The organism is Actinomycetospora lutea (assembly GCF_028737205.1).
Classification (GTDB): Bacteria; Actinomycetota; Actinomycetes; order Mycobacteriales; family Pseudonocardiaceae; genus Actinomycetospora; species Actinomycetospora lutea.
Window position 1 is genome coordinate 41,224 of the sequence record NZ_JAQZAL010000036.1, and the last position, 18,816, is coordinate 60,039.

Here is an 18,816-nt window from a genome sequence, read left to right on the forward strand (position 1 = left end):
CGGCGACGAGGCCGCGGACAACGATCCGGCGCCATGGACTTCGACGAGGCCCGCTCCGTGTTCTGCCGACCGCGGACGGGACCGATCGCCGACCCCTCCCCCGAGGCCACCCCGGCCCGGCGCCTGCGCGACGCGATCGAGCCGCTCGCGATGGTGACGGTGTGGAGCGACCCGGCCGCCGAGCAGAGCGGCGCGGCGGGCCTCGACTTCCTGGGCGGCTACGTCGGCGGGCGGGCGTCGGTGCTCGGCGACGCCGACGGGCCGGTCGTGGCCGCGGCGTTCGCGGTCTTCGAGCCCGGCCTGGTCGGCGGGCTCTGGGACCAGGCGCGGACCGCGTGCCCGGTGGCCGAGCTGCGCGGGATGCGCGAGCGCGCCGGTACCGCGGCCCTGCGCACCGTGCTGGCCGACGTGGGCGAGGCGGAGGTCGACGCGGTCGTCGAGACGCTGCGGGTCGCGCTCGACCCCGTCGACGTCGTCGGGCGCCCGCTCTACGCGGGGATGTCCGCGCTGCCCTGGCCGCCGGAGGCGCACGGGCGCCTGTGGCACGCGACCACGCTGCTACGCGAGCACCGCGGCGACTCCCACGTCGCCGCCTGCGTCGCCGCGGGCCTCGACGGCATCGAGGCGAACGTCCTCACCGAGCTGTGGGTCGGGTTCGAGCTGCTGGAGTACACCGCGACGCGCGGGTGGTCGCCCGAGGCCATGGACACCGCGCTCGCGCGCCTGCGGGCCCGCGGCCTGCTCGACGGCGACACCCTCTCCGCCGAGTGCCGCCGGCTGCGCGACCGCGTCGAGGAGGCCACCGACCTCGCCCAGCAGCCCGTGGTCGACGCGCTCGGCGCCGACCTCGACCGCCTCGTCGACGCGCTGGGCCACTGGTCGCAGGCCGTCGTGGCCCGCGGCTGGTTCCCGCCCGACCCGTACAAGCGCGCCGCGGGTTAGCTCTCCGGCACGTGCGCCTCGATCTCCTCGAGCCAGATCGCCGCCGAGGAGTCCGAGGGTGCGCGCCAGTCGCCGCGGGGCGAGAGCGACCCGCCGGCGACCACCTTCGGCCCGTTCGGCATCGCCGAGCGCTTGAACTGCGCGAACCCGAAGAAGCGCTGCGCGAACACCTGCAGCCAGCGCCGGATCTCGGCGAGGTCGTAGGAGGTGCGGTCGGTCTCGGGGTAGCCGGGGGGCCAGGGGCCGGCGTCGGGGTCGCGCCACGCGTGCCAGGACAGGAACGCGATGCGCGAGGGCCGGAACCCGTGCCGGAGCACCCAGTAGAGGTTGAAGTCCTGCAGGTCGTAGGGCCCGATCTTCTGCTCGCTCGACTGGATCTCCTCGTCGGAGTCGGCCGGCACGAGCTCGGGGCTGATCTCGGTGTCGAGGACGTCCTGCAGCACCGCGCCGACCTCGTCGTCGAACTGCTGCGAGCTGATCACCCAGCGGATGAGGTGCTGGATCAGCGTCTTCGGGACGCCGGTGTTCACCGTGTAGTGCGACATCTGGTCGCCGACGCCGTAGGTGGACCACCCGAGCGCGGCCTCGGAGAGGTCGCCGGTGCCCAGCACGATGCCGCCGCGCTGGTTGGCGGCGCGGAAGAGGTAGTCGGTGCGCAGGCCGGCCTGGACGTTCTCGAACGTGACGTCGTACTGCGGCTCGCCCCGGGAGAAGGGGTGGCCGAGGTTGCCGAGCATCAGCCGGGCGGTCTCGGTGATGTCGATCGTCTCGAACGTGACGCCCAGGGCCTCGGCGAGGCGCTGCGCGTTCGACTTCGTCCGCTCGCCGGTGGCGAAGCCGGGCAGGGTGAACGCGAGGATGTCCGAGCGCGGGCGACCCGCCCGGTCCAGCGCCCGCGCGGCCACGATCAGGGCGTGGGTGGAGTCGAGCCCGCCGGACACCCCGATGACGATCTTCGGACCGCCGATGGCGCGCATCCGCTGCTCGAGCCCGGCGACCTGGATGTTGTAGGCCTCGTAGCAGTCCTGCTCGAGGCGGGCCGGGTCGGAGGGCACGAACGGGAAGCGCTCGACCTCGCGGCGGAACCCGATGTCGCCGGTCGGCGGGGCGAGCGTGAACGCCACGGTGCGGAAGGCCCGCTCGTGGCGGCGGCGGTTGTCGTCGAACGTGCCCATGCGCAGGCGCTCGGAGCGCAGCAGGCGCAGGTCGACGTCCGCGACGCAGTGGCGCTCGCCGGAGGGGAAGCGCTCGGTCTCCGTGAGCAGGACACCGTTCTCGTGGATGCTCGTCTGGCCGTCCCACGAGACCTCGGTCGTCGACTCCCCCTCGCCGGCGGCGGCGTAGACGTACGCGGCCGAGCAGCGCGCCGACGCCGAACGCGCCAGGAGCTGGCGGTCCTCGGCGCGGCCGACCGTGATCGGGCTGCCCGAGAGGTTCGCCAGCACCGTCGCCCCGGCCAGCGCGGCCTCCGCGCTCGGGGGGATCGGCACGAACATGTCCTCGCAGACCTCGACGTGCAGGACGAGGCCGTCGACGTCGTCGGCCGCGAAGAGCAGGTCGGCGCCGAAGGGCACGTCGGCGCCGAGCAGGCGGATCGTGCCCTCCTCCCCCGCGCCCGCGGCGAGCTGGCGAGGCTCGTAGAACTCGCGGTAGTTGGGCAGGAAGGTCTTCGGCACCACACCCAGCACCTGCCCGCGGTGCACGACGACCGCGCAGTTGTAGATGCGGTGGCGGTGGCGCAGCGGGGCGCCGACCACGAGGACCGGGGTGATCTCCTCCGACGCGGCGACCACGTCGCCCAGGGCGTCGACGACGGCGTCGAGCAGCGTGTCCTGCATCAGCAGGTCCTCGATCGAGTACCCCGACAGCGTCAGCTCGGGGAAGACGACGAGGCCGACCCCGTCGTCCCGGCACTCGCGGGCCAGGGCCAGCAGCGACCTCGCGTTGGCCGCCGGGTCGGCGATCGTGGTGCGCAGCGTCGCGGCCGCCACGCGCACGAACCCCTGGTGGTAGACCGACGTGAAGGGCGGGGTGGGCATCGGGGAGCTTCCTTTTGGCGGGACGACGCGGGCGAGCCTAGATCGCCCGCCCGGCGCCCGCCCGGAGGTCACACGGTGCTCGTCGGCGGGTCCGCCGGGGCCGGCGCGGCCGGCCTGCGCTCGTCGGACCCCTCCTCCGGCACCAGGGCCCAGGCGGCGAGGTAGGCGATCAGACCCACGAGGTGCCCGAACACGGCCAGGAGTACCGCGAGGACGCGCACGAGGGTGACGTCGAGGCCCGTGCGGGCGGCGATGCCACCGCAGACGCCGGCGATCCAGCGGTCACCGACGCTGCGGCGGAAGCCGAAGGGGGCGGAGGTGGACGACGTGCTCGACTGGGGTGTGGTCATGGCACCGAGCGTGCCGCCGCCCGCCGGCGCTGCCCTCCGGGTCGGCCCCGGGTTTCGACCCTGGTCCGCACCCCGAGGCCGCCGGGGTGGTGTCCCGACCCTCCCGCTTGTCACGCATCGTCAGTCCTTCGTCTACCGCTTCCGCGCCGACCAGGCCGGCACGTTCTGGTACCACTCCCACCAGGTCGCCGACCCGCAGGTCAAGGGCGGGCTGTTCGGCGCGCTCGTCGTCACGCCCCGGGAGGGCCTCGGCGACGTGGCGGACACGACGGCGCTGACCCATCTGTACGCGGGACGCCGCACGGTCAACGGCCTCGAGGGCGACGTGCCGGGCGCGGGCGCGCCGGGGCAGCGGGTGCGCGTGCGGATCGTCAACACCGACAACGGACCGGTGCAGGTGTGGGTCGGCGGCGCGCCCCACCGCCTCGCCGCGATCGACGGCACCGAGGTCGCCGCGCCCACCCCCTCGACCGACTCGCTCGCGGTCACCGCGGGCGGGCGCGCGGACCTCGAGATCGACCTCCCCGCCGACGGCGCGGGCGTGCGGGTCGAGATCGGCGGCGCGTCGGCGGTCACCTTCGGACGGCCGCTGCCCCCGACCCCGCGACCGGCCGGCGAGCTCGACCCGCTGCACTACGGCTCGCCCGCGGCGCTGCCCTTCGACCCCGCGGCCGCGGACCGGTCCTTCGACTACGTGATCGGCCGTCGCCCCGGGTTCCTCGACGGCACCCCCGGCCTGTGGTGGACGGTCAACGGGCACCTGTGGCCCGACGTGCCGATGTACGTCGTGCGCGAGGGCGACGTCGTCCGGATGCACATCGAGAACGGCAGCGGCGAGCTGCACCCCATGCACCTGCACGGCCACCATGCCGTGGTGCTCGCGCGCGACGGCGTCCCCGCCACCGGCAGCCCGTGGTGGACAGACAGCGTCGACGTGCAGGACGGCCACAGCGTCGACATCGCGTTCGTGGCCGACAACCCCGGGCTGTGGATGGACCACTGCCACAACCTCGCCCACCCGGGCGAGGGACTGATCGCCCACCTCATGTACGAGGGCGTCACCACGCCCTACCGCGTGGGTGGCGACCCCCACAACGACCCGGAGTGACGGCACGCTCCGATCGCGGGGATACTCGTCGGTAACCACGCGGTGCCCGCGTCCTCAGGGCCCGCCCGGAGGTGACCCCGATGACCGCCCCGACCGCTCCCCTCGCTCCCGCACCCTGGCTGCTGTCCCACGCCACCGCGTGTGCGGAGGCCGTCGCCACCGCGCTCGACCTGCTCGACGGCGACGACGTCGAGACCGTGCCCGACACGGCGGGCGCGGGATTCACGCTGTGGGTGCACGCCGACCCGCCCCGCGAGGTGCGGGCGCTGCGCTGGTCGGCCACCGACGGGTGGGCGGTCACGAGGGACCCCGCGCTGCGCCGGGCGCCGCGCTGGCGCCCGCTCGCGCTCCCGGCCGACGCCGAGCCCCTGGTGCTCTGCGAGGTGCTGCGCGGCGGCGCCTGACGGTCGCCGCGGCACCCCGGCACGGGGCCTCGCCGGTGCGGGCCCCTCGTCCGCACCGGCGGTCCCGTTCCGGGAACGTACCGGGCGGTCCGGTCGTCGTGAAGGTCGACACCGTCACGAGCGGCGACGGCGCCACCCGGACGTACGCACAATGACGTACAGCGCTCGTGCGGTGTCCGGCCGTAGCCTCGCCTCTCGACGTCCCCGCCACCGAGGACGCCCGGGAGGCACCATGCGCGACCGTATGGACGACCGGCTCATCCAGGAGCCGCGCATCAGGCGCATCGTGCGTCCACGTCCGAGCGCGCCACCGACCGACGGCCGTGGCGACGAGCGGGGCGTGCCCACGCCGCGGGTGCCCGCCCGCGACGAGCGCCGGGAGGACTGAACCGGCTCAGCGGTCGCGGCCGCGGGCCCGCCCCCGCGCACGGTCGTCGTCGCCATCGTCGTTCGCCCGCGCCTGCGCCCGCCAGCGCTCGAACCAGCGCTCCCACTGCGCGGCCGCCCGTGCGGCCGAGGCGTCGCGCGAGCGGCGGACCGGCGTGGCCCGGGTGGACGACGCGACCTCCTCCACGTCGTCCGCCGTGGCGGAGCGGGTGGCGCGCGACGGGGTCGTGGTGGGGCCCGGCGGGATCACCGGGGGCGCCGCCACGGGGACCGGCATCGGCGCCGGCGCGGCCGTGTCCGGGGCCGCGACCGGCGTCGGGTCGGACGAGCCCGTCGCGGCCGCCACGATGCCGGCCGCGCCGAGCACCCCGACGAGCCCGGCGCCCACGGCCGCGGCCCGCCGCCTCGGGCGGCCGATCCGGGTCACGCGGCGCGGACCCGTCTGGACGGGCGTGACCGCCCGGGTCGCGCCCCGGTGCGCGGGCGCCCGTCCGGGCAGCGCGAGCGGGCCGGTGCGGGCGTCGTCGGCGGGGTCGGGGGTGGACGGCTCCGGCGTGGCGGGGCCGGCCCCGAGCAGGTCGGAGCGCACGGCCGCGGCGGGCGCCACGGCACCGAGGGCGGTGCCCGCGCCGGGGGCGGGGTCGTGGCTCGCGAGCATCCGTGCAGCGCGGGCCGCGTCGGGGCGGCACGCGGGGTCGTGGTCGAGCAGGACCCGCAGCACCGGGGTGAGGTCGCCCGCGCGCCGGGCCGGGGCGACGACCCCGGAGGCGACGCGGGAGAGCACCTCGAGCGCGTTGCCGCCGTCACCCGCGGGCGGGGCGCCCTCGAGCGCGGCGTAGAGGGTCGCACCGAGCGAGAAGACGTCGGCGGCCGCGGTGGCCGGGCCGCCGCGCGCGAGCTCGGGCGCCATGTAGTGGGGCGTGCCGGCGACCAGGTGGTCGGCGGTGCCGGGGTCGGTGTCGACGACCGCGATGCCGAAGTCGGTCACGGTCACCGTGTCGCCGGCGCCGATCATGATGTTGGCCGGCTTGACGTCGCGGTGCACGATGCCGCGCTCGTGCATCGCGGCGAGGCCCTCGGCGATCTGGGCACCGATGGCCGCGACGCGCACGGGCGGCAGGGAGCCCTCGCGGTCGAGGAGGTCGGCGAGCGACGGGGCCGCCACGAACTCCATGACCAGGCAGACCTCGCCGTCGAGGTCGGTCATGTCGAAGATCGCGGCGAGCCGCGGGTGGTGCAGGCGCGCGGCGACGCGGCCCTCGCGGTGGGCGCGGTCGCGGATCTGGCGGGCGCGCTGGGCGTCGAGCGCCCGGGCCCCGTGCAGCCGCTTGATCGCGACGTCGCGGTCGAGCAGCTCGTCGTGGGCCCGCCAGACGGATCCCGAGCCGCCTCGACCGACGGGCGCGACCAGGAGGTAGCGCCCGGCGACCAGGCGTCCGGGCTCGATGGTGGCCCGGCCGTCGCCGAGGGCGTTCGGCACCGAGGTCGGCGTCGACATACCCCTCCCTTCTGCTCCGTGACCGCCTATCGCGGGCCGTGACCAATCCGTTACCGAATTCGGCGACGGAACCCCGGGACCCCCCGATCGGGTGGCACGCATCCTCGCCCGGCCCCGTCGGGCGCCCGCACGCGACCCGCCCGCCGCGGCGTGTGACGGGGCCCATGCCCCGCTCGGTGCCCAGCGACACAGCGATCGCCGGCCCGCAGCCGTCGCATGATCGGTACCGTGGGTACCTAGTACTTCAGGTACCGACCGCTCCCCCGACGCAGAGAGGAACCCCGCCGTGGCCATCTCGGACATCAAGGAGTTCACGCACCTGAGCGAGGCCGACGTCGCGGCCATCGGGCGTGAGTTCGACGCGATCCGGCGCGAGGTCGAGGCCTCGCGCGGCGAGGACGACGCCGCCTACATCCGGCGGGTCATCAGGCTCCAGCGCCGGCTCGAGACCGGCGGGCGCGTCGCGCTCGTCGGCAGCATCCTGCCGCCGCTCTGGATCGCCGGCACCGCCGCCCTGGCCGCCTCCAAGATCCTCGAGAACATGGAGATCGGCCACAACGTCATGCACGGCCAGTGGGACTGGATGAACGATCCGGAGATCCACTCGGCGCAGTGGGAGTGGGACAACGTCTGCCCGGCCGAGCAGTGGAAGCACTCCCACAACTACCTGCACCACACCTATACGAACGTCATCGGCAAGGACAAGGACGTCGGGTACGAGATCCTGCGCGTCCGCTCCGACCAGCCGTGGCACCCGTACTACCTGGGCCAGCCGCTCTACAACGCGCTGCTGATGTTCCTGTTCCAGTGGGGCGTCGCGCTGCACGACCTCGACATCGAGGGCGCCGCGACGATGGACGCCGACCCCGAGGAGATGAAGGCCAAGCTGCGCCAGATCGGGCGCAAGGCCGGCAAGCAGGCCCTCAAGGACTACGTGTTCTTCCCGGCGCTGTCCGGCCCGTTCTTCCCGGCGACGATCGCGGCGAACGCGACGGCCAACCTGGTCCGCAACGTGTGGTCCTACGCGATCATCTTCTGCGGCCACTTCCCGGACGGGGCCGAGGTGTTCACCGAGGAGGAGCTGGACGGCGAGACGTGGGGCGAGTGGTACCTGCGCCAGCTGCTCGGGTCGGCGAACTTCACCGGCGGCCGGCTCATGCACCTCATGAGCGGCAACCTGGGCTACCAGATCGAGCACCACCTCTTCCCCGACCTGCCGTCGAACCGCTACCCGGAGATCGCGGAGAAGGTGCGCGACATCTGCGCGCGCTGGGACCTGCCCTACACGACCGGGCCGTTCCCGCGGCAGTTCTGGCAGTCGACGCGGTCGATCTGGAAGCTCTCGTTGCCGGTGGCGGGCGAGCTCAAGCGCTTCGTCGACCGCCTGACCGGCCGCGAGACGCCGCCCGCCCCGGCCGCCGACGTCCCGGCCCCGCGCGCGCAGACCCGCGCCGAGGAGCCGGTGGCCGCCTGACGCCCCGTCTGTGAGCGAACTTCGGGGCGATAGCCCCGAAGTTCGCTCACGTACCTCAGCGGTCGGGCGACACCATCACGAAGTCGTCGGGCAGGGGCTCGCCGTCGAGGTGCGCCTCGAGCATCTCGCGCACACCCTCGGCGATCCGGTCCTGCGCCTCCAGCGTCATGCCCGAGCAGTGGATCGTCATGGCCTCGGAGCCCTCGGGCAGCGAGCGCCAGGGGTGGTCGGCGGGCGCCGGCTGGGGGTACCAGGTGTCGCCGGCGTACCCCGCGAGGTGCCCGGACTCCAGCGCCTCCACCAGCGCGTCCCGGTCGACGATGGCGCCGCGCGCGGTGTTGACCAGCCAGGCGCCCGGCTTCATCGCCTGCAGGCGCTCGGGACCGAACAGCGCCTGGCTGCCCTCCATCAGCGGCAGCGCCAGGCAGATGACGTCCGACTCGCGCACCAGCGTGTCGAGCCGGGCGTAGCGCACGCCGAGCGTCTCCTCCTCGGCCGGCGAGCGCCGGTGGTTGGCGTAGTAGAGCGTCCGCACGTCGAATCCCTTGAGCCGCAGCGCCGTGCGGGCCCCGATGGCGCCGAGCCCGACGATGCCGACGGTCTTGCCCTCGAGGTCGTGCGACGACGCGGCCACCCCCGCCACGTCCCAGCCACCCTCGCGGGCGTTCGCGTGGGCCGGGACGAAGTTGCGCACGAGCGCCAGGATCTGCAGCACGTTGTGCTCGGCGACGCTGACGACGTTGCTGCCGGTGACCTCGGCGACCGTGATGCCGTGCTGCCGGGCGGTCTCGGGGTCGGTGTGGTCGGAGCCGACGCCGGCGGTGATGACCAGCCGGAGGTCCGCCGCCGTCGAGACCCGCTCGGCGTCGAGGTAGACGGGCCAGAAGGGCGTCGTGATCAGCACCTCGGCGCCGGCGAGCTCCTCGTCGAGGCCCGCACCGGTGTCGGTGGTGGTGACGAGGTCGTGGCCGCGGGAGGTGAGGAACTCCCGCAGCCCGAGCGCGTTGTCGGCGCTCGCCGGGACGTCGCCCCCGGCGGCGTCGGACGGCGGGTAGGACACGTAGACGACCTTCATGCGGTCGGCTACCCGACGCCCGCCGTCCGGGACACCGGGTGTGCCGTCAGCCGGGATGCGTCTCGCCGCCGGCCGGGGCCAGGACCTCGCCGCTGTAGTACGACGAGAGCCGGTCGGCGGCGAAGAACACGTACGACGGGGCGATCTCGTCGGGCGAGGCGGCGCGGCCGATCGGGGCCTGGGCGCCGAAGGAGTCGACCTTGTCCTCGGGCATGGTGGCCGGGATCAGCGGCGTCCACACCGGGCCGGGCGCCACGCAGTTGACCCGGATGCCGCGCGGGAGCAGCTGCTGGGACAGCGACATGGTCAGCGCGTGCACCGCGCCCTTGGCCGCGGAGTAGTCGAGCAGCGACCTGTTGCCGCGCAGCCCGTTGACCGAGCCGGTGTTGATGATCGCGGCCCCCTCGCCGAGGTGCGGGAGCGCGTCCTTGGTGATCCAGAAGAAGCTCGAGACGTTCGTGGCGAACGTGCGGTCCCACTGCTCGTCGGAGAGCTCCTCGGGACCGTCCACCGGGGTCTGCACCGCGGCGTTGTTGACCAGCAGGTCGAGCCCGCCGAGCTCGTCGACCGCGCGCTCGACCATGCGGGCGCAGTGGTCGCGCTCGGCGATGTCGCCGGGCAGCCGGACGCACCGGCGGCCCTTGGCCTCGACCAGCTGCTGGGTGTGCGTGGCGTCGTCGCCCTCGGAGAGGTAGCTGATGGCGACGTCGGCGCCCTCCTCGGCGAACGCGACCGCCACGGCGCGCCCGATGCCCGAGTCGCCGCCGGTGATCAGAGCCTTGCGGCCGGCGAGCAGGTCGCGGCCGACGTAGCCGCGCATCTCGTCGGCCGGCTCGGGCTCCATCGCCCCGGTGCTGCCGGGGTGGGTCTGCTCCTGCGGCGGGGGCTGGTCCGACGACTGGTCCGACGACTGGTCCGTGGTCATGACCGACGGCTTGACGACCGCACCCGGGCCCGAAACCCCGGACCCGGGTGCCGTCCCGTCAGCGCAGCGACGCGATCTTGTCGAGCACCGTCTTGCGGTTCTTGGTGCGCCGCTCGTAGGCGTCGACCTTGCCCAGGTCGGTCGCCGACAGCCCGTCGACCGCCTTGGCGGCGTCGGCCGCGTTGAGGTCGTCGTAGCCCGTGATCGGCAGGTCCTCCTCGACCGAGACCGCGCCCTTGGCCTCGCCCTCGGCCGCCGCCACGCCCGGCACCCGACGCGCCTGCTGCGCGGCCGCCCCGGTCACGCCGCTGAAGCCCTGGCCCAGGCGCTGCAGCAGGGCGGGGAAGGCCTCGGCCAGCTCGCGGGTGAAGGACGCCTGGGCACGCGCGAACGCCTGCACCCACTCCGCCGTGCGGTCGCCGGCGGCCTCCTCGGCCTCGGCGAGGTTCTCCAGGAGCTCCTTGTACGCCCGCAGCGACTCCTCGCCGCCCTGACGGGCGCGATCGACGATCTGCTCGTTCAGGCTCCGGACCTGCTCGACCACCTGCTCGACCCTCGGGTTGCCCGCCATCTCGCTCCTCCTCGATGCGTGTGTCTCCCCCGATACCCCGAAGCCTGCACCTCCGAACAGGTGAGCGGAAAGGACCTTCCGGACGTCGGCGGGGGAGCCAGGAAACAAAGTTTCCCAGCACGAAATCCCCGTGTGACGCGCCTCGCAACGACACCTACAGTGGTGGCCGCGGCAACAGCGTTCAGGAGGCCCGAGCATGCGCAAGCCACGCCACGTCCGGATCACGCAACCCCAGGTCCGCGAGAACGGCGAGCTCCGACCGGCGAGCTGGGACGAGGCGCTGCAACGCGCGGCCGCGGGCCTGCGCGGCGTCTCCCCCGACGCCTTCGGCATGTTCAGCTGCTCGAAGGCCACCAACGAGATGAACTACGCCGCGCAGAAGTTCTCGCGGGTGGTGATGGGCAGCAACAACGTCGACAGCTGCAACCGCACTTGACACGCTCCCAGTGTCGTCGGTCTGACGACGGTGTTCGGTGCCGGCGGCGGCACCTCCGCCTACGTGGAGGCGGAACACGCCGACCTGCTCGTGCTGTGGGGCTCCAACGCGCGTGAGACCCACCCGATCTTCTTCCACCACGTGCTGCAGGGGCTCCGCAACGGCGCCCGGATGTACTCGGTCGACCCGCGCCACACCTCGACCGCGCACTGGGCCGACGCCTGGCTCGGCCTCGACGTCGGCACCGACATCGCGCTGGCCAACGCGATCGGGCGCGAGATCATCCACGCGGGGCTGGTGAACCACACCTTCGTCGACCGGTCGACCTCCGGCTTCGACGACTACGTCGCGTCGGTCGAGCCCTACACGCTCGAGCGCACCGAGGAGATCACCGGCGTGCCCGCCGCCTCCATCAAGGAGCTGGCGCACGCCTACGCGCGGGCCGACCGCGCCCAGATCTGCTGGACGCTCGGCATCACCGAGCACCACAACGCCGCCGACTACGTGTTCGCGCTGATCAACCTCGCGCTGCTCACCGGGCACGTCGGCCGCTACGGCTCGGGGCTGGTGCCCCTGCGCGGGCAGAACAACGTGCAGGGCGGCGGCGACATGGGCTCGATCCCGGCCAAGCTGCCCGGCGGCTACGACCTCGGTGACGACGAGGCCCGCCACCGCTTCGAGACGGCCTGGTCGACACCCGAGCACCCGGTGACGCTCGACCCCCGGCCCGGCATGCACCTCTCGCAGATGTTCGAGGCGATGGAGCGCGGCGAGCTGCGCGCGCTGTACTGCATCGGCGAGAACCCCGCCGAGTCCGAGGCCAACGCCGCCCACGCCCGGCACCTGCTCTCCGAGCTGGACTGCCTGATCGTGCAGGACATCTTCCTCACGGCCACCGCCCAGCTCGCCGACGTCGTGTTCCCGGCGACGGCCGACTGGTGCGAGTACGAGGGCACCGTCACCAACTCCGAGCGGCGGGTCCAGCGCGTCCGCAAGGCGATCGACCCGCCCGGCCAGGCGCGACCGGACACCCACATCATCTGCGCGCTGGCCACCGCGCTCGGCCACGACTGGGGCGAGCCCACGGCCGAGGAGGTGTGGGACGAGCTGCGCTCGGTCTCGCTCAACTGGCACGCCGGCATGAGCTACGAGCGGCTCGACGCCCTCGGCGGCATCCAGTGGCCGTGCCCGTCGCTGGACCACCCGGGCACGCCGCTCATGCACGCCCGGCTGTGGGCCGACGACCCCGCCGACCGGGGCCGCCCGGCCCCGTTCACGCCGGTGGAGCACGTCGCGCCCGTCGACGCCCTCGACGACGAGTTCCCCATCCGCCTGACCACCGTGCGGGTGCTCGACGCCTACAACTCCGGGGTGCAGACCGGCGGGTACTCCTCGCCGCTGCGCCGCCGCGAGTCGCTGCGCATCGACGCCGACGACGCCGCCCGCCTGGGCATCGCCGACGGCGAGCGCGTGCGGGTGGTCTCGCGGCGCGGTGCCGTCGAGGCGCCGATCGCCGTGGATCCGTCCCTGCGCCCGGGGCTGGCGTCGTTCACGCCCCACTTCACCGAGGAGGTGGACGTCAACGTGCTGACCAACGACGCCTGGGACCCCAAGTCGGGGACCTCGGAGTTCAAGGCCACGGCGATCCGGGTGGAGAGACTGGCGGACGCGGGGTCATCGACAACCGAGCGGGCCACCGCACTCCCGGTGGCAGGAAGCTGACGGATGGATCTGCACCTCTCGAAGGCCGAGCCCACCACCGTCGAGCGCGACACGATCGACGCGGCCTTCGGCGCCCTGGTGAGCCCGTCGAGCCGGGAGGACCGGCCGACGCGCTCGCACCACGCGGGCCACGACGCCCGCGCCCGCCGGCACCTGCTGCTGCCGGTGCTGCACGCCGTGCACGACGCCGTCGGCTGGATCTCCGAGGGCGCGCTCAACCACGTGGCGCGCACGCTGTCGGTCCCGCCCGCGGAGATCTACGGGGTCGCGACGTTCTACGCGATGTTCTCCGTGGAGCCCCGGGCGCCGCGGGTCGTGCACGTGTGCGACGACGTGGCGTGCGGCCCGTACGGCGGCGAGGAGATCATCTCCACGCTCGCCGACGCGCTCGGCCCCGAGGGCGTCGGTGAGCAGGCGTGCTGGGTGCGCAGCCCCTGCCTCGGGCTGTGCGAGCGGGCGCCGGCGGTGCTCCACCAGCGCACCGGCGAGCCCGACCTCAGCCAGGCGCCGGCCACCCCCGACGCCGTCCTGGCCGCGGCGCGGTCGGCCGACCCGGGCGCCGCCGACACCGCCGACACGGTCTTCGACGACACGCGGGTCAGCGTGCCCCAGTCCGGACCGGGGGCCCGCCTGCCCAGCGGCGCCCCGCTGCGGCTGCTGCGCCGCATCGGGGTCGTCGACCCCGAGAGCCTCGACGACTACCGGGCGCACGGCGGCTACGGGGCGCTGCGCCGGGCGGTCGAGTTCGGCCCGACGCGGGTCATCACCGAGCTCGAGGACTCCTCGCTCACGGGGCGCGGCGGCGCCGCGTTCCCGACGGGCGTCAAGTGGAAGGGCGTCGCCGGCGCCCCGGAGCGCCCGCACTACCTGGTCTGCAACGCCGACGAGTCCGAGCCCGGCACGTTCAAGGACCGCGTGCTCATGGAGTCCGACCCGTTCGGGCTCATCGAGGCCATGACGATCGCGGGGTACGTGACCGGCTCGCGCACCGGCTACCTCTACATCCGCGGCGAGTACCCGCTGGCCACCCGGCGCCTGCGCCACGCCATCGAGGCCGCCCGCGCCCGCGGTTTCCTCGGCGAGGACGTCATGGGCGAGGGCTTCGCCTTCGACATCGAGCTGCGCCGCGGCGCCGGGGCCTACATCTGCGGCGAGGAGACCGCGCTGCTCGAGTCGATCGAGGGCTTCCGCGGCGAGCCGCGCAACAAGCCGCCGTTCCCGAGCGTCGCCGGCCTGTTCGGCAAGCCGACCGCGATCAACAACGTCGAGACCCTCTACAACGTGCTGGGCATCCTCGACATCGGCGGGCAGGCGTTCGCCGAGATCGGCGGCGGGCGCTCCACGGGCACCAAGCTCTTCTGCGTGTCCGGGGCCGTCGGGGCGCCGGGCGTCTACGAGGTCGAGTTCGGCACGACGCTGCGGGAGCTGCTCGACCTCGCCGGCGGCGCGCGGGGTGAGCTGCGCACCGTGCTGCTCGGCGGCGCCGCGGGCGGGTTCGTCATGCCCGAGAACCTCGACGTCGCGCTCACCCTCGAGGGCGCGCGCGACATCGGGGCGACGCTCGGATCGGGCGTCGTGCTGGTGTTCGACACCCACGCCCACCTCACCGGCACGCTGCGCCGGATCGCCGCGTTCTTCCGCGACGAGTCGTGCGGGCAGTGCGTGCCGTGCCGCGTCGGCACCGTGCGGCAGGAGGAGGCGCTGGCGCGCCTCGAGCGCGACGCGCCGATCGGCTCCCGCGAGACCGAGGTGGCCCTGCTCGCCGACCTGGCCCAGGTGATGCGGGACGCCTCGATCTGCGGCCTGGGCCAGACCGCTCCCGCGGCCATCACCTCGGCGCTGGACCTCGGGCTGCTCGACCGCCCGAGCCGGTCCCCCAACGGAAAGGTGCGCACATGACCACCACGGGCAAAGGACCGGTCGGACCGGAGGGCGGATCGGCCGCGCCCGCGGACGAGCCGATCGACGGGACCACCGAGGCGTCGGGCGGCGCCGCCGTCGCCACGACCACGGAGACCGGCCCGCCGCCGGGCGAGCGCACCGACGGCGACACCGAAGTCCCCGCGCCGGTCGGGCCGACCGTGATCGACCCGGTGGCGCCGACCCGCGGGCCCGAGGAGCGGCTGGGCTCCGGCCCGGTGATGCTCGGCCAGATCCGCCGCCGGGTGACGGTGAGCCTCGACGGGCGGGAGGTCCGGGTGCCCGAGGGCACGACCATCCTCGGCGCCCTGCACGAGGAGGGCACCCCGGAGCAGGCCGACACCCCGACGTTGTGCTGGGCGCCGAACATGGACCCGATCAACGCCTGCCGCGTCTGCGTGGTCGAGGTGGAGGGCTCGCGCACGCTGGTGCCGTCCTGCGCGCGCAAGTGCGAGGACGGCATGGTGGTCCGCACCGACACCGACAAGGTCCGCCACAGCCGGCGCATGGTGCTCGAGCTGCTGGGCTCGTCGGTGGCGATGGACCGCGCGAGCGCGGACGTCCAGCGCTGGATGGCCGAGTACGGCGTCGACACCGAGCGGTACGGGCCGTTCGCCGAGCCCGCCGCGGCCGGCGAGCGCGACCGTCGCCACGCGGGCCACCACCACCCCGTCGACGGGGCCACCGCGGCCACCGTCGCGCAGCCGGTCAAGGTCGACAACGAGCTCTACGTGCGGGACTACTCGCGCTGCATCATGTGCTACAAGTGCGTCAACGCCTGCGGCACCGACGCGCAGTTCACCTTCGCGATCGCCGCGGCCGGGCGCGGGTTCGACGCCCGCATCGCCACGGAGTTCGACGCCCCGCTGCCCGAGTCGGCGTGCGTCTACTGCGGCAACTGCATCGGCGTGTGCCCCACCGGCGCGCTGGTGTCCCGCCGCGAGTACGACCTGCGCGAGGCCGACGACTGGCACCCCGAGGAGGAGACCGTGACGACCACGATCTGCTCGTTCTGCGGGGTCGGCTGCAACCTGGAGCTGCACGTCCAGCAGAACGAGATCGTGAACGTCACCAGCCCCTCGGACCACTCCGTGACCCACGGACACCTGTGCATCAAGGGGCGGTTCGGGTTCCAGCACGTCCAGAACCTCTGAGCCGTCCGGCCCTGTCACCGACAGCGTCCGGCCGAACACGCGCGGCCAAGGGTTGCCATCGCCGTGGCGGACCTTCTGGACGGGGAACACGCCTGATGAGGTGTGCACAATCGGGTGCTCGGCCTCGACGAAAGGAGTCGGCCGTGGCGGTGTCGCAGAGCAGGTCACGCAAGAAGGACAGAACGGATGAGGTGGTGGAGGGCCTGCACCAGCTCGTCGAGGCCGGCCGCGTGGAGGACGTCGAATCGGTGCTGACCACGCTCATCGAGAGCGAGCCGACGGAGGAACCGTCGGTCGAGGAACGGGAGACCCGGTCCTACGCCGAGGGCATGCGTGACGGGCTCGCGCTCGCCCGGCGGGCGCAGGCCCAGGCGTGACCACGGCGACCGCACCGGCCCCGGCGACGGACACGGCGCCGGCCCCGACGGGGGGCGCGGCAGGCCCGCCCGCCGCGCTGACGAACGGCCAGCGGCTCGAGCGCATCGCGGTCGCCCTCATCGACCGGCTCGCGGCCGCGGCGGTGGACAAGGTCGACGAGCTCGCGGACAAGCTCCAGGACTTCGCCCAGAACCCCGGAGGCATCGGCATGACCGCGGCGATGCGGGCGGGCCTCGCGGCCATGCAGGGCAAGAACCCTGTCTGGGCCGCGATCAAGGGCGCGGTGTCGGCCATGAGCACCACGACCAAGGTGCTGATCGGGCTGCTGCTGATCCTGCTGGCGGTCCTGTCCCCCGTCGCGCTCCTCGTGCTCGCGCTCGTCCTGATCGTCGCGGCGATCGTGGGCGCGGTCCGGGGCTGACGCACCGCACACCCTCCGAGCACCCACGCGCGACCGGCCGGGCCCCCACGGGGGACCCGGCCGGTCGCGGTGGTGCGCCTCGCTCAGCGGATGCCGACGAGCTCCTGGGCCAGCGCGGCGTGGCGCGTCTGGGCCGCGGAGACGACACCCGAGCGGTTCTTGTTCGCCTCTTCGTAGACGATGACCTTGTTGAGGTCCTCGATGTCGTCGAGCTGCTTGATCTTCGCGACGGCGTCGTTGGCGCCGAGGCCGTCGTAGTCCGGGATCGGCAGCTCGGAGGCGTGCAGCGCGCCGAGGCGCGTGCGGGCCTCGTGCAGGACCTGCGCGGCGTCGGTCGCCCCCTCGCGGCGGCTGACCTGCTCGGCGCGGTCCAGCGCGGCGTCGCGACCGGTGGTCACGACGTCCCGGGCGTCCTCGCCGAGGCGGATGGCCCGCCCGGCGGTGTCGGTGACGACCGCGCGCACCTGGTCGCCGCTCTGCTGCAGACGGCTGACCCACCGGCTGACCTGCTCGCGGGCGAAGTTCACCGGCAGCCGCACGGCACGCGTGGCCCCGCCGACGACCAGCTGCACCGGGGTCGGCTTCAGCGCGGGCGGGCCGCCCAGCGCGTGCTCGGCGAGCACGGTGGTCAGCCACTCGATGGTGGCGCTGTGCGCCTTCTCCAGGCGGTCGGCGAGCTTGCGCACGCCGGCGTCCTGGGCGGCCTCGGCGAGCCCGCGCAGGTAGACGGCGCGGTCGCGCAGCTGGTGCTCGAGCGTGAGGTCACCGAGCAGCGCCTCGTCGAGCGGGCCCGCCTGCTCGATGGTGCCCTTGACGACGGCACCCACGCGTCCCACCAGTGGCGAGACGACGTCGGCGACCCCACCGAGGCGCTGCAGCTCGCGGCCGATCTCGTCGGTGCGGCGCTCGGCGTTGCGCGCGTTCTCCGTGAGCTCCTTGCGCACGGCCTCGGTCCGCGCCTGCGCGACGCGGATGCGCGCGACCTGGACCTCGGTCTGCGTCAGCTGCAGCATCGAGCGCAGCTGGGCGATCATGTCGGCCTTCGTGCTCACACTTCTCCTCGTGAACGGATCGGGTTCTCGTTCGCGTCCTCGTCGTCGCGGGGTGCCCGCGACGCACGGTGGAATCCGGCCTACCGACCGGTCGCCCATCGGCTACCACGTGGGTCGGCCGCGTATTCGTGATGCGGCCGGATCGATCCGTGCGCTGCGGGTTCGCGCGGGCCCGCCAGCCGGGCACCCCTGCGCCCATGTCGCAGCCGACGAACCGCCACGGTGAACCGCCCCATCCCGACACGACCGGCGCACCCGGACAGCACGACCAGCACGGCCGCGGCGCGGGCCCCTACGCCCCTCCCAGCCGGGACGAGCAGGGCAACCCCCTCCCGTCGGTGCCCCACGAGGGGCTCCTGGGGCGCATCGCGACGGCGATCGTCGCCGGCGAGGCCGTGGTGCTCGCGATCGTGGGCGTGGCCGGGCTCGTCATGACCTGGGGCGCCGCGTTCACCGAGCAGACCCAGGACACGTTCCTCGCCCTGCGCCTCAACCCGGCGCACAGCGTGCTGCTGCTGGTCACCGCCGTCCTCGCGGCCGTCAGCCTGCGCCGGCGCACCTGGCTGCGGTTCTTCGCCGGCGGCCAGGCGGTCGTCTACGTGCTGCTGTTCGTGTTCGGCGCGGCCTACAGCCTCAACACCGGCACCGCGACGGTCCTCGCGCTGAACACCCCCGACCTCGTCCTGCACGGGGTGCTGGCGATCCTCGGGTTCATCACCGTGATGATCTCCAGCGCGCGCATCGTCGAGCCGCCGCCCGGGTCGCTGCCCTACCCCGGGCTCCTGCCGCAGACCGGCGAGGACCCGCCGCAGGGCCCGACCCCGGAGCAGCCCGAGCCCAGCCGCGACTCCGACGTGAACAAGGGACGCACCGAGCCGCACCCGGCGGACCGGCGGGACTGATCCCTCGGTAGCGTCAGCCAGCGTTGAACTTCAAGTGGTTGATCTTGAAGTCGATGAT

The 18,816-nt window shown here is 74.0% G+C and carries 18 protein-coding genes; 11 read left to right on the top strand and 7 right to left on the bottom strand.

The window, feature by feature from the left end; translation table 11 throughout:
* Positions 1 to 33: 33 nt before the first annotated feature.
* Positions 34 to 942, top strand: coding sequence for an SCO6745 family protein (locus PHK61_RS27765; RefSeq protein ID WP_274284267.1), 909 nt, complete (start codon positions 34 to 36; stop codon positions 940 to 942).
* Here the strand turns inward: PHK61_RS27765 and PHK61_RS27770 are convergent.
* Positions 939 to 2,981 carry an NAD(+) synthase gene (locus PHK61_RS27770; protein ID WP_274284268.1) on the bottom strand — a complete coding sequence of 681 codons (2,043 nt, stop codon included), beginning with the start codon at positions 2,979 to 2,981 and terminating at the stop codon, positions 939 to 941. The two genes, PHK61_RS27765 and PHK61_RS27770, sit on opposite strands and share 4 nt — an antisense overlap.
* Before the next feature lie 68 nt (positions 2,982 to 3,049).
* Positions 3,050 to 3,331 carry a PspC domain-containing protein gene (locus tag PHK61_RS27775; RefSeq protein ID WP_274284269.1) on the bottom strand — a complete coding sequence of 94 codons (282 nt, stop codon included), beginning with the start codon at positions 3,329 to 3,331 and terminating at the stop codon, positions 3,050 to 3,052.
* On the opposite strand from PHK61_RS27775, the gene PHK61_RS27780 reads away from it, so the two are divergent.
* From PHK61_RS27780 to PHK61_RS27790, 3 genes are all read left to right on the top strand, one after another.
* The gene (locus PHK61_RS27780; protein WP_274284270.1) at positions 3,330 to 4,439 is read left to right on the top strand and encodes a multicopper oxidase family protein; all 1,110 of its coding nucleotides are present in this window, start codon (positions 3,330 to 3,332) and stop codon (positions 4,437 to 4,439) included. The two genes, PHK61_RS27775 and PHK61_RS27780, sit on opposite strands and share 2 nt — an antisense overlap.
* An 80-nt stretch (positions 4,440 to 4,519) precedes the next feature.
* Positions 4,520 to 4,843, top strand: a complete 324-nt coding sequence (locus PHK61_RS27785) for a hypothetical protein (protein WP_274284271.1) — start codon at positions 4,520 to 4,522, stop codon at positions 4,841 to 4,843.
* 232 nt (positions 4,844 to 5,075) lie between these two features.
* Positions 5,076 to 5,231, top strand: coding sequence for a hypothetical protein (locus tag PHK61_RS27790; protein WP_274284272.1), 156 nt, complete (start codon positions 5,076 to 5,078; stop codon positions 5,229 to 5,231).
* A 6-nt stretch (positions 5,232 to 5,237) separates the two neighbouring features.
* On the opposite strand, the gene PHK61_RS27795 is transcribed toward PHK61_RS27790, so the two are convergent.
* On the bottom strand, positions 5,238 to 6,728 hold the full coding sequence (locus PHK61_RS27795; protein ID WP_274284273.1) for a serine/threonine-protein kinase: 1,491 nt from the start codon (positions 6,726 to 6,728) through the stop codon (positions 5,238 to 5,240).
* Between the two features lie 286 nt (positions 6,729 to 7,014).
* Between PHK61_RS27795 and PHK61_RS27800 the strand changes: the two genes are divergently transcribed.
* Positions 7,015 to 8,202, top strand: a complete 1,188-nt coding sequence (locus PHK61_RS27800) for a fatty acid desaturase family protein (RefSeq protein WP_274284274.1) — start codon at positions 7,015 to 7,017, stop codon at positions 8,200 to 8,202.
* 55 nt (positions 8,203 to 8,257) lie between these two features.
* Here PHK61_RS27800 and PHK61_RS27805 read toward each other — a convergent pair whose 3' ends face one another.
* The 3 genes from PHK61_RS27805 to PHK61_RS27815 are packed head-to-tail and all read right to left on the bottom strand — an operon-like array spanning position 8,258 to position 10,773.
* Positions 8,258 to 9,277: an NAD-dependent formate dehydrogenase gene (locus PHK61_RS27805; RefSeq protein ID WP_274284275.1), complete on the bottom strand. Its 1,020-nt coding sequence runs from the start codon at positions 9,275 to 9,277 to the stop codon at positions 8,258 to 8,260.
* A 46-nt stretch (positions 9,278 to 9,323) separates the two neighbouring features.
* Entirely contained in the window at positions 9,324 to 10,202 is an 879-nt protein-coding gene (locus PHK61_RS27810) for an SDR family oxidoreductase (protein ID WP_420791449.1), read from the bottom strand.
* Positions 10,203 to 10,260: 58 nt separating this feature from the next.
* Complete coding sequence (locus PHK61_RS27815) at positions 10,261 to 10,773, bottom strand: hypothetical protein (protein ID WP_274284276.1); 513 nt, start codon at positions 10,771 to 10,773, stop codon at positions 10,261 to 10,263.
* 196 nt (positions 10,774 to 10,969) lie between these two features.
* On the opposite strand from PHK61_RS27815, the gene PHK61_RS27820 reads away from it, so the two are divergent.
* From PHK61_RS27820 to PHK61_RS27840, 5 genes are all read left to right on the top strand, one after another.
* Positions 10,970 to 12,931 carry a molybdopterin oxidoreductase family protein gene (locus PHK61_RS27820; RefSeq protein WP_274284277.1) on the top strand — a complete coding sequence of 654 codons (1,962 nt, stop codon included), beginning with the start codon at positions 10,970 to 10,972 and terminating at the stop codon, positions 12,929 to 12,931.
* A 3-nt stretch (positions 12,932 to 12,934) separates the two neighbouring features.
* On the top strand, positions 12,935 to 14,830 hold the full coding sequence (locus PHK61_RS27825) for an NAD(P)H-dependent oxidoreductase subunit E (protein ID WP_274284278.1): 1,896 nt from the start codon (positions 12,935 to 12,937) through the stop codon (positions 14,828 to 14,830).
* Positions 14,827 to 16,005 (top strand): 2Fe-2S iron-sulfur cluster-binding protein, encoded by a 1,179-nt coding sequence (locus PHK61_RS27830; protein WP_274284279.1) that lies wholly within the window; start codon positions 14,827 to 14,829, stop codon positions 16,003 to 16,005. The genes PHK61_RS27825 and PHK61_RS27830 overlap by 4 nt, the downstream gene beginning before the upstream one ends.
* A 143-nt stretch (positions 16,006 to 16,148) precedes the next feature.
* A complete protein-coding gene (locus PHK61_RS27835; RefSeq protein ID WP_274284280.1) occupies positions 16,149 to 16,382 on the top strand; it encodes a hypothetical protein in 234 nt (77 codons plus the stop codon).
* A complete protein-coding gene (locus PHK61_RS27840) occupies positions 16,379 to 16,804 on the top strand; it encodes a hypothetical protein (protein ID WP_274284281.1) in 426 nt (141 codons plus the stop codon). The genes PHK61_RS27835 and PHK61_RS27840 overlap by 4 nt, the downstream gene beginning before the upstream one ends.
* Positions 16,805 to 16,887: 83 nt before the next feature.
* Here the strand turns inward: PHK61_RS27840 and PHK61_RS27845 are convergent, their stop codons facing one another.
* The gene (locus PHK61_RS27845) at positions 16,888 to 17,856 is read right to left on the bottom strand and encodes a DUF8129 domain-containing protein (protein ID WP_274284282.1); all 969 of its coding nucleotides are present in this window, start codon (positions 17,854 to 17,856) and stop codon (positions 16,888 to 16,890) included.
* A gap of 197 nt (positions 17,857 to 18,053) precedes the next feature.
* Between PHK61_RS27845 and PHK61_RS27850 the strand changes: the two genes are divergently transcribed.
* Positions 18,054 to 18,758 (top strand): DUF4383 domain-containing protein, encoded by a 705-nt coding sequence (locus tag PHK61_RS27850; protein ID WP_274284283.1) that lies wholly within the window; start codon positions 18,054 to 18,056, stop codon positions 18,756 to 18,758.
* Positions 18,759 to 18,816: the final 58 nt, after the last annotated feature.

Bases quoted from the DNA above. Each gene is read 5' to 3' on its own strand.
- PHK61_RS27830 (WP_274284279.1), top strand. From the start codon at position 14,827: ATGACCACCACGGGCAAAGGACCGGTCGGACCGGAGGGCGGATCGGCC.
- PHK61_RS27795 (WP_274284273.1), bottom strand. From the start codon at position 6,728: ATGTCGACGCCGACCTCGGTGCCGAACGCCCTCGGCGACGGCCGGGCC.
- PHK61_RS27790 (WP_274284272.1), top strand. From the start codon at position 5,076: ATGCGCGACCGTATGGACGACCGGCTCATCCAGGAGCCGCGCATCAGG.
- PHK61_RS27815 (WP_274284276.1), bottom strand. From the start codon at position 10,773: ATGGCGGGCAACCCGAGGGTCGAGCAGGTGGTCGAGCAGGTCCGGAGC.
- PHK61_RS27780 (WP_274284270.1), top strand. From the start codon at position 3,330: ATGGCACCGAGCGTGCCGCCGCCCGCCGGCGCTGCCCTCCGGGTCGGC.
- PHK61_RS27770 (WP_274284268.1), bottom strand. From the start codon at position 2,981: ATGCCCACCCCGCCCTTCACGTCGGTCTACCACCAGGGGTTCGTGCGC.
- PHK61_RS27825 (WP_274284278.1), top strand. From the start codon at position 12,935: ATGGATCTGCACCTCTCGAAGGCCGAGCCCACCACCGTCGAGCGCGAC.
- PHK61_RS27765 (WP_274284267.1), top strand. From the start codon at position 34: ATGGACTTCGACGAGGCCCGCTCCGTGTTCTGCCGACCGCGGACGGGA.
- PHK61_RS27785 (WP_274284271.1), top strand. From the start codon at position 4,520: ATGACCGCCCCGACCGCTCCCCTCGCTCCCGCACCCTGGCTGCTGTCC.
- PHK61_RS27810 (WP_420791449.1), bottom strand. From the start codon at position 10,202: ATGACCACGGACCAGTCGTCGGACCAGTCGTCGGACCAGCCCCCGCCG.
- PHK61_RS27775 (WP_274284269.1), bottom strand. From the start codon at position 3,331: ATGACCACACCCCAGTCGAGCACGTCGTCCACCTCCGCCCCCTTCGGC.
- PHK61_RS27805 (WP_274284275.1), bottom strand. From the start codon at position 9,277: ATGAAGGTCGTCTACGTGTCCTACCCGCCGTCCGACGCCGCCGGGGGC.
- PHK61_RS27850 (WP_274284283.1), top strand. From the start codon at position 18,054: ATGTCGCAGCCGACGAACCGCCACGGTGAACCGCCCCATCCCGACACG.